The 8,189-nt window shown below is 73.7% G+C and carries 10 protein-coding genes; 8 read left to right on the top strand and 2 right to left on the bottom strand.

All coding sequences use genetic code 11. The features are described from left to right. The 4 genes from EBO15_RS44880 to EBO15_RS42010 form a co-directional block, all read left to right on the top strand. A partial coding sequence (locus EBO15_RS44880; protein ID WP_407643402.1) for a hypothetical protein occupies window positions 1-259 on the top strand: 259 nt, incomplete at its 5' end. Window positions 260-312: 53 nt separating this feature from the next. After that, on the top strand, window positions 313-975 hold the full coding sequence (locus EBO15_RS42020) for a flavin reductase family protein (RefSeq protein ID WP_122200020.1): 663 nt from the start codon (window positions 313-315) through the stop codon (window positions 973-975). Window positions 976-1,130: 155 nt separating this feature from the next. Further along, window positions 1,131-2,339 carry an MFS transporter gene (locus tag EBO15_RS42015; RefSeq protein WP_122200022.1) on the top strand — a complete coding sequence of 403 codons (1,209 nt, stop codon included), beginning with the start codon at window positions 1,131-1,133 and terminating at the stop codon, window positions 2,337-2,339. A gap of 65 nt (window positions 2,340-2,404) precedes the next feature. After that, complete coding sequence (locus tag EBO15_RS42010; protein ID WP_122200019.1) at window positions 2,405-2,794, top strand: MerR family transcriptional regulator; 390 nt, start codon at window positions 2,405-2,407, stop codon at window positions 2,792-2,794. A gap of 90 nt (window positions 2,795-2,884) precedes the next feature. Here EBO15_RS42010 and EBO15_RS42005 read toward each other — a convergent pair whose 3' ends face one another. Beyond that, a complete protein-coding gene (locus EBO15_RS42005) occupies window positions 2,885-3,619 on the bottom strand; it encodes a MerR family transcriptional regulator (RefSeq protein WP_233616844.1) in 735 nt (244 codons plus the stop codon). Between the two features lie 62 nt (window positions 3,620-3,681). On the opposite strand from EBO15_RS42005, the gene EBO15_RS42000 reads away from it, so the two are divergent. From EBO15_RS42000 to EBO15_RS41985, 4 genes are all read left to right on the top strand, one after another. Then, on the top strand, window positions 3,682-4,161 hold the full coding sequence (locus EBO15_RS42000; RefSeq protein ID WP_122200018.1) for a DUF6194 family protein: 480 nt from the start codon (window positions 3,682-3,684) through the stop codon (window positions 4,159-4,161). A 69-nt stretch (window positions 4,162-4,230) separates the two neighbouring features. Further along, window positions 4,231-4,659: a hypothetical protein gene (locus tag EBO15_RS41995; protein ID WP_199745166.1), complete on the top strand. Its 429-nt coding sequence runs from the start codon at window positions 4,231-4,233 to the stop codon at window positions 4,657-4,659. A gap of 45 nt (window positions 4,660-4,704) precedes the next feature. Further along, window positions 4,705-5,865: a sensor histidine kinase gene (locus tag EBO15_RS41990; RefSeq protein ID WP_122200016.1), complete on the top strand. Its 1,161-nt coding sequence runs from the start codon at window positions 4,705-4,707 to the stop codon at window positions 5,863-5,865. After that, the gene (locus EBO15_RS41985; RefSeq protein WP_122200015.1) at window positions 5,862-6,470 is read left to right on the top strand and encodes a response regulator transcription factor; all 609 of its coding nucleotides are present in this window, start codon (window positions 5,862-5,864) and stop codon (window positions 6,468-6,470) included. The genes EBO15_RS41990 and EBO15_RS41985 overlap by 4 nt, the downstream gene beginning before the upstream one ends. A gap of 46 nt (window positions 6,471-6,516) precedes the next feature. Here the strand turns inward: EBO15_RS41985 and EBO15_RS41980 are convergent, their stop codons facing one another. Further along, the gene (locus EBO15_RS41980) at window positions 6,517-7,611 is read right to left on the bottom strand and encodes a sodium:calcium antiporter (protein WP_122200014.1); all 1,095 of its coding nucleotides are present in this window, start codon (window positions 7,609-7,611) and stop codon (window positions 6,517-6,519) included. Window positions 7,612-8,189 lie beyond the last annotated feature (578 nt).

Raw genomic sequence — 8,189 nt, 5'->3', positions numbered from 1 at the left:
GCAGGCCGCCGACCAGGCGCGCGGCGAGCTCGCCGTCCAGCGGGGCGCCGCCGACGAGGCGGGGCGGGAGCTGCTCCAGTTGCGGGCCCGGATGCAGGCCCTCACCGCCGAGCGCGACACCGCCCGCGCGGACGCCGACCGGCTGCGCGAGCGCGCCGTGACCGCCGAGGTCCGCGTCCAGACCCTCCAGGAGCAGCTGACCTCACAGCGGGAGCAGCCGACCGCGCCCCAGAACGCGCCGCCTCCGCGGCAGGGGTGACCGCCCACATACTTCGACCGCTGTCGAAGTATGTGGCTCCTAGGCTGCCCGTCATGAATCCAGCGCCATCCAGCACCCTCCCGGGGGACGCGGCGGACTCCCACGTGGAGATCGAGCCGAGCATCCTCTACTTCGGAACACCGGTGGTCCTCCTGACCACGGAGAACCCGGACGGCTCGTTCAACCTCGCCCCGATCTCCTCGGCCTGGGCCCTCGACCGGACGGTGGTCCTGGGCATCGGCCAGGAGGGGCAGACCGCGCGCAACCTCGCCGACCGGCCCGATGTGGTGATCAACCTTCCGGGTCCGTCCCAGTGGAGGGAGGTGGAACGGCTGTCACCGCTGACCGGACGGAACCCGGTGCCCCCGACCAAGCCCGACGGCTGCCGTTTCGAACCGGACAAGTTCGCCGCGGCCGGCCTGACCGGCGAGCCGTCCCACCTGGTCCGGCCGCCGCGTGTGGCGGGCTGCCCGATCCAGTTGGAGGCCCGCGCCGAGCGGGTGCGGCTGGACCTCTCCGGAGAGTTCGTCATCGCGGAGGCCGTCGTCCGCAAGGTCCACGCCGAACCCGGCATCGTCGTGCCCGGCACCGACTACGTCGACCCCGCCGCGTGGAGTCCCCTCATCTACAACTTCCGCCACTACTTCGGGCTCGGCCCGGAACTCGGCCATTCCTACCGGTCCCAGACGGCCGGATCGGGTCTCCCCGCGGCGTAGCCGAGTCGCGGGGCGGTCCATGCCCCCGCGTGGATGCGCGGCAGGAGGCCGGCGGCGGTTCCAGGCACGGCGCTGGTGAGCGCGATGGGCGTGAGTGCGGTCACCCCGGGTTCGGCTTGACCTTCACGCCAGCGTGAAGGTCGAGGGTGGGCGGCATGAGAAGTACGAGTCACTCCCGGGCCCTGGCGGTGCTGACGCTGTGCGCGTTCACCTTCGGGACCGGAGAGATCATGATCGCCGGGTTGCTGCCGGACATCGCCGCGTCGGTGGAGGTGTCGCTGTCCACGGCGGGGCTGCTGATGAGCGTGTTCGCCGCGACCGTGGTGGTGGGCGGCCCGGTGCTGTCGCTGCTGGCGGGACGGGTCCGGCGCAGGCGGATGGTCGTCGCGCTGATGCTGGTGTTCGTGGCGGGGAACGCGACGGCCGCGGCGTCCTCCTCGTTCGCCCTGCTGGCGGCGGGACGGATCGCCGCGGCCCTGGCGCACGCGGCGCTCCTGCCGGTGTTCTTCGCGGTGGCCGCCGATGTCGCGCCCCCGGGACGGCAGGGTTCGGCGGTCGCGCGGGTGTCGCTGGGGTTCAGCCTCGCGATGATCGCCGGGCTGCCGCTGGGCACCGCGCTCGGCCACTGGCTGGGCTGGCGGGCGGCGTTCTGGGCCATGGCGGCGCTCGCGGCGGTGGCGCTCGCGCTGGTCGCGCCGATCGTCCCGGACACGGCGGCGGGCGGGTCCGGGGGCCGCGCGGCGGAGCTGCGGGTGCTGGCCGACCGGCGCGTCCAGACGGTGATCGCGGTGACGGCGCTCGGCGCGGCGGGGGCGTTCACCGCCTACACGTTCGTGACGCCGCTGCTGAACGAGGTCGCCGGGTTCGGGTCCACGGCGGTGACCGTCCTGCTGCTGCTGTTCGGGGTGGGCGGGACCGTCGGCGGCCTGGCCGGGGGAAGGCTCGCGGACCGGTCGGTGACCGGTTCCATCGTCGCGGGCATGGCCGCGCTCGCGGTGTCGCTGCTCGGGCTCGGCCTGCTGGCCGGGAACCGGGCCAGCGCGACGGTGTTCCTGCTGCTGTTCGGCGCGGCGTACTACGCGGTGATCCCGGCGGTGAACACCCGCATGATCGAGGTGGCGTCCGACCGGGCGCGGACGCTGGCGCTCACGTTGCAGAGCTCGGCGTTCAACCTGGGCATCGCGGTCGGCGGCTGGTTCGGCGGGCGCGTCATCGACGGCGGCCCGGGCCTGCGCTGGACACCGGTGGCCGGCGCGGTCGTCGCCGCGGTCGGCCTGGCCGTCGTTGCGGCGGCGCACCGCTGGTCGAAGACCGTGGCGGAGAGCCCTCAGAGTGCCGCCACCCCGGCCGAGCTGGGAAGATGAGGGCGTCGCACGGCGTTGGTCCCGGGCGGCGGGTCGGTCTCGGGCAGGGAGGGAGTGGCGGCGGTATGCGCATCGGGGAGCTGGCGCGCGCGACGGGCACGACGACGCGGGCCCTGCGCTACTACGAGGAACAGGGGCTGCTGCGGTCGCGGCGGTCGGCGAACGGGTACCGCGAGTACGGTCCCGAGGCCGCGCGGGTGGTGGACAACATCCGGTTGCTGCTGGCGTCCGGGCTGACCAGCGAGGACCTGCGGGCGATCGGCGCGTGCCTCGGGGACGAGCTGCTCGGCGGCCACGTGTGCCCGGAGTCCGGTCTGAAAACCGAGGTGTTCGAGCAGCGGCTCGCGCTGCTGCGGCAGCGCATCAGCGAGCTGGTCGTGGTGCACGACCGGCTCGCGGACCGGCTGGACGACCTGCAGCACGGCGCTCCCCGGCCTGGCCGCGCCGTCGCCTGAACACCGCCGCCGACGGGCAGGTGGCGGCGGGTCGTCCTCCCGGTGCGCTTCGGCTCGAGCAGCACTTCTCCCGGGACGGACCTCAGTCGATCAAGAAACCCTGGCACCCGGTTCGCCGGGGATGTCCGCCAGGAGGGCGCTGAGGGCGGCGGCGCCGTCCAGCAGGGCGCGGGACCGGAACGTGACGTCGGCGTCCCGGGCGGCCAGGGCGGACGCGACGTCCTCCAGACGGCGGCCGCCGCGCAGCGCGGGCATGAGGTCGCGGAGCGGCCCGATCCGGTACCCGGCCGCGCGCAGCTGGTGGACGATCCGCGCGTCCCTGACGTGGGACGGCGCGTACCGGCGGGCTCCGGCGGCACGGCCCGGGACGACGAGGCCCTCGGAGTCCCAGTGCCGCAGCGTCGACGTCCGGACGCCCAGGGCGGCGGCGAGTTCGGAGACGGTCATGGCGTCCGAGGCGCGGACGTCCGCGATCGGCTCGTCCGCGATCGCCGCGACGGCGGCCCGCGCCTCGCGCAGCGCCCTGCGTTCGCCGTCGAGGCGGGCGTGCGCCGCGTCCAGCAGCGCGAGCATGGCGGTGATGGGCGTCCGGTGGACGGCCCGGACGATCTCCTTCGCCTCGACCGGCCCCACCGCGGCGGCGAGCGCGCGATAGGCCAGCGCCGACCGCATATGCACCTCGCCATAGCAGCGGTAGCCCGACGTGGTACGCGCGGCGGGAGGCAGCACGCCGTCGCGTTCCAGGTTCCGGATCTGCTGCACGGAGTAGCCCGCGCGCTCGGCGACGGCACTGGTCCGCAGCGTCCACGAGTTGAGACCTGGCACCCTCTGAGCCCTCTTTTTCCGCTTCAAGCCTCCATAAGCACTTCAATGTAACGCTTGAAGGCATGACCATGGATGACATCATCGCCTTCGTGGACGCCCTCGACGGCGTCCTGACGCTCCGCCCGGCGCCCGGGGACGGCACGCCGGAGATCGCGTGGGGCGACGCGTTCTTCTACTACTCCCCCGACGGCGTCGTCCCGGCGGCCGTCCAGCCGTTCGCGACGATCGTGACCAAGGACTACCCGGAGGACACGGCGTCCCGCCTGAACCGTCCGGGCACGTTCCGCGTGAACATCGCCGCGGGCCGGGACGAGTTCCTCCGCCGGACCGGGCACGCCCCCCGCCAAACGGCACACGGCGACACCGATCCCGGGGCCGCCGACACCGTGATCGCCCACCCCGTCTACGGGGCCCTCGGCTGGCTCGCCGTGGTGAACCCCGGCCCGCGGACCGGCGCGGCGACGCGGGATCTGCTGCGCCTGGCGCACGGTCTCGCCCGAAGGCGATACGAGCGCCGGGACACCGCACCCACCAGCCCATGACAAATGTCATGGGGCGGTGATGGGCGAACTCACTGGGCCCGCCTGGGGCGCCGGAAGCACCATGAAGCCATGACGAACAAGGCAGCGGGAAACGCGAACGAAATGGCGAACAACTCCACCCACGTGACGGCATTCCGCCGGATCAAGACCCTCGTCGGCGTCTACGCCGTCCTCAGCGTCCTCACCGTCGCCGGACTGGTCGCCTACCGGAACTCCTCCTCGGTGACGACGCCGGTGTGGGTCCGCCTCATCATCGTGGCGGTCAGCTCCCTGATCCTGTTCGCGCTGACGCTGCGCGCCGCCCGCGGCTCGCGGGGCGCGTTCCGGCGGCTGCGGATCCTGTCGGCTGTCATGCTGGTCGCGATCGTGGTGATCATCTCCCTGCCGGGCATGTTCCCGGTCTGGATGCGGGTCGAGCAGGGCGTCTGCGGAGTGCTCCTGCTGGGCGTGGTCCTGATCTCCGGCAACCGGGGCCTGCGGGCCGGGTTCAGCCGATGACCCGGCCGGACGCCGCACCGCGACGGTGGTGTTAGCGTGCGGGCCATGGACGAGGCCCTGGGCGCGAGGACGGAGAGCGGGTCGCCGGGAGGCGACCCGCTTCGCTGGGCCGGGGGCTGGCGGCGGGCGATGCTCGCCGCCGGAATGTTCGTTTATCCGTTCGTCTGCATGGTCGGCGTGACGCAGTATTCGGAGGGCGGCGCGGCGTTCGCCGGATACACGATCGCGCTCGCTTTCTGCGTCCTCTACGTGATGGCGGGAGTGGCGTTCGTCCGGCATTTCGAGGGCCGTCTGGCCGTCCTGCTGGCCGGGATGTTCGTCCTGTTCGTGGCGGAGCTGCCGTTCGCCCGCACGCTGGCCTTCTACCTCCTCGCCGTGATCGTGTCGTTCGTGGCGCTGACGCGGCCGCGGCGGCTCCCGGTCGTCCTCGGCGCGGCGGCCGCGCTGACGCTGGTGGTGCCGTGGGCGGTGCGGCCCTGGCATTCCGGTCCGGGTGTGCTGGAGGCGGTGATGCTGGTGTTCACGTCGCTGGTCGTCCGCGGGTACGCCGAGCTGGCCCGCGCGAACCGGGAGCTGCTGGAGGCGCGCGCCGAGGTGGAGCGGCTGGCGTCGGAGGCCGAGCGGAACCGGATCGCGCGCGACCTGCACGACCTGCTCGGGCACTCGCTCACGGCGATCACGGTGAAGAGCAACCTGGCGCGGCGCCTCGCGGAGGGCGGCGCGGAACGCGCGGTCGGGGAGATCACCGAGGTGGAGCGGCTGTCGCGGCAGGCGCTCGGCGAGGTCCGCGCCGCGGTGTCGGGGTACCGGGAGGTGACGCTGCCGGGTGAGCTGGCGCGCGGCCGGGAGCTGCTGCGCGCGGCGGGCGTCACCGCCGACCTGCCGTCCGCCGTGGACGTCGTGGACGCGGGGAACCGGGAGCTGTTCGGCTGGGTCGTCCGGGAGGGCCTGACCAACGTCGTGCGGCACGCGCGCGCGACCCGCTGTACGGTCACCCTGTCGGCGGCGGAGGTGGAGATCTTGGACGACGGTGTGGGCGGCGCGGCGGTCCCGGGCAGTGGCCTGACCGGTCTGCGTGAGCGGGTCGCGGCGGCGGGCGGCGAGGTGGAGTCGGGTCCGGCGGGCGCGCGCGGGTGGCGGCTGCGCGTCACGGTCGGCGCGTCCTCCCGGCCGGACGTGCCTTCGCGTCCGGACGCGGTGTCATGACGATCCGCCTGCTGCTCGCCGACGACCAGGCGCTGATCCGGACGGCGCTCGCGGCGCTGCTGGACCTGGAGGACGACTTCGAGGTCGTCGCTCAGGTCGGGCGGGGCGACGAGGTCGTCGCGGCGGCGGAGCGCGTGCGTCCGGACGTCGCGCTCCTGGACGTGGAGATGCCCGGTCTGGACGGTCTCGCGGCGGCGGCGGTGCTGGCCGGGCGGGTCCCCGATTGCCGGGTCGTGATCGTCACGACGTTCGGGCGGGCCGGGTACCTGCGCCGGGCGATGGAGGCGGGCGCGGTCGGGTTCGTGGTGAAGGACGCCCCGGCCGAGGCGCTCGCGGACGCGATCCGCCGTGTGGCCAGGGGTGAGCGGGTGGTGGATCCGGCGCTCGCCGCGGCGACGCTCGCGGCCGGGGCGTCCCCCCTGACGGCGCGGGAGCGGGACGTCCTGAACGCGTCCCGCTCGGGTTCGAGCGTCGCCGAGATCGCGGGCAAGCTGTTCCTGTCGGAGGGGACCGTCCGCAACTACCTGTCCGCGGCGATCGCCAAGACCGGCACCCAGAACCGGATGGAGGCGCTGCGCGTCGCCGACGACCGCGGCTGGCTCTGACCCCGCCGCCCGGACGGGGCCAGAGAATCCGTTTCCGATGCCCGGGTCAGAGGATGACGACCAGGCCGGCGGCGAACACCAGGTAGAGGACGCCGGTCCAGGCGAGGCGGACGGGCGTCAGCTTGTGGGCGCGCAGGGTCGCGAGCAGGTAGACGATCGCGACCATGGTCATCACGCCCGACCAGATCAGGGCGTGGTCGAACTTCCACGGGGTGAACAGCAGGCCGAGCCCGGACGGGACGGTCGCCTGGATCATCATCGCGCCGGAGATGTTGGCGAGGGCCAGGGTGGTCTTGCCCTGCCGGACCCAGATCACCGCGTTCATGATCTCGGGCAGCTCGGTGGCGACCGGGGACAGCAGCAGCGCGGTGACCGCGGCGGGCAGGCCGAGCATCGGGCCGATCGCGTCGAGCTGGTGCACGAACAGCTGGGACGCGAAGAAGATCACGGTGAGGGTCGCGAGGGTCTGCGCCGCGACCGCCCAGGTCGCCGGGACCTCCCGGCGCGGCTGCAGCTTCAGCGGCTCGAGGTCGATCTCCGCGGCGGAGTCGCCGTCCTCGTCGCCGCCGCGCATCTCGCGCCAGAAGTACACGGCGTAGACGGCGAAGAACACGACGCCGAGCCAGGGCTTGAAGGCGAAGGCGACCAGGCCGAGGCCGACCTTGAACACGAACACCGCGAGGAACCAGCGCTGGTCCTTGGCCAGGCGCGCGGCCTCGGCCGGGTCGGTGAGGACCTCCGAGCCGCGGCCATCGCCGGACTCCACGGCACCCGCACCCGCACCGGTGCCGCCACCGGCGGAGGCCGGGACGGTCGCGGCGAGCCGCGCGCGGTCGCGGTTGCGGCGCGTCCACAGCAGGGCGACGCCGGTGACGGCGTAGGCGACGGTCGCGAGGGCCAGGGGGCCGCCCATGGCGGCGCCGACACCGATGTCCTTGCCGGCCTCGCCGTCCCCGCTGGTGACGGCGACGAGGGTCACCACCGACTCGGGGAGCGCGGTGCCGAAGGCCGCGAGGACGGTGCCGACCGCCATCCGGCCGACGTTGAGGCGGTGGCCCAGCCATTCGACGGCGTTGACGAACCACTCACACGACAGATAGATCGCGACAGCACAGGCGATCAGTAGGACGAAATGCCACACGTCCGGTACCCGCTCCTCCCGCGTCGCCGGGGGCCGAGGCCGGGGGGCCGCTCGGGGCGTCCACGGAGACCTCGATCCCGGTCGACGACGCGTCTGGTCATCGATGAAAAGGGATCGAAGGTCTCGCCCGTCCGCCTGAGGCGGACCCGGTCACCGGGAGCCGGGGCTCCAGTGTGTCGACGACCGGTTCGCAGGGCTACTCCCCTTCGCGGCAGCGACTCTACCGCATGGTCGCGCCAGGACCGCCGAGTCGGCGTCCCGGGGGCCCGGGGACGCCGTCGGGTCGGCGGCAGACCATCCCAAAGGGGGCCGGATCGGCGCCCGAACCGGCACATCCCGTTTCGGTCGCCTCATCGGGCCGGATATGGGCGGGCCGAAGGCAGGGGGCCGGGGTTGGTGACGGACCCGGAATCCGGACGGCAAATCCCAGTCAAAGCGCATGTCCCAGGGGGCCCGGGTCGGCAGGATCGGAACACGATGTGCGCGGACCCGGCGTGCCGATTGCCGCCGGGACTCCGCGCCGCAGCACGGCCCGGCAGGGCGCACCGCGACGCGCGGGCCCGCCGGGCGCGGGGCCG

Origin of the sequence: Actinomadura harenae, assembly GCF_003696215.1 — a bacterium.
In the GTDB taxonomy this organism is placed as follows: domain Bacteria; phylum Actinomycetota; class Actinomycetes; order Streptosporangiales; family Streptosporangiaceae; genus Spirillospora; species Spirillospora harenae.
This window is presented reverse-complemented; position numbering and strand designations above follow the sequence as displayed.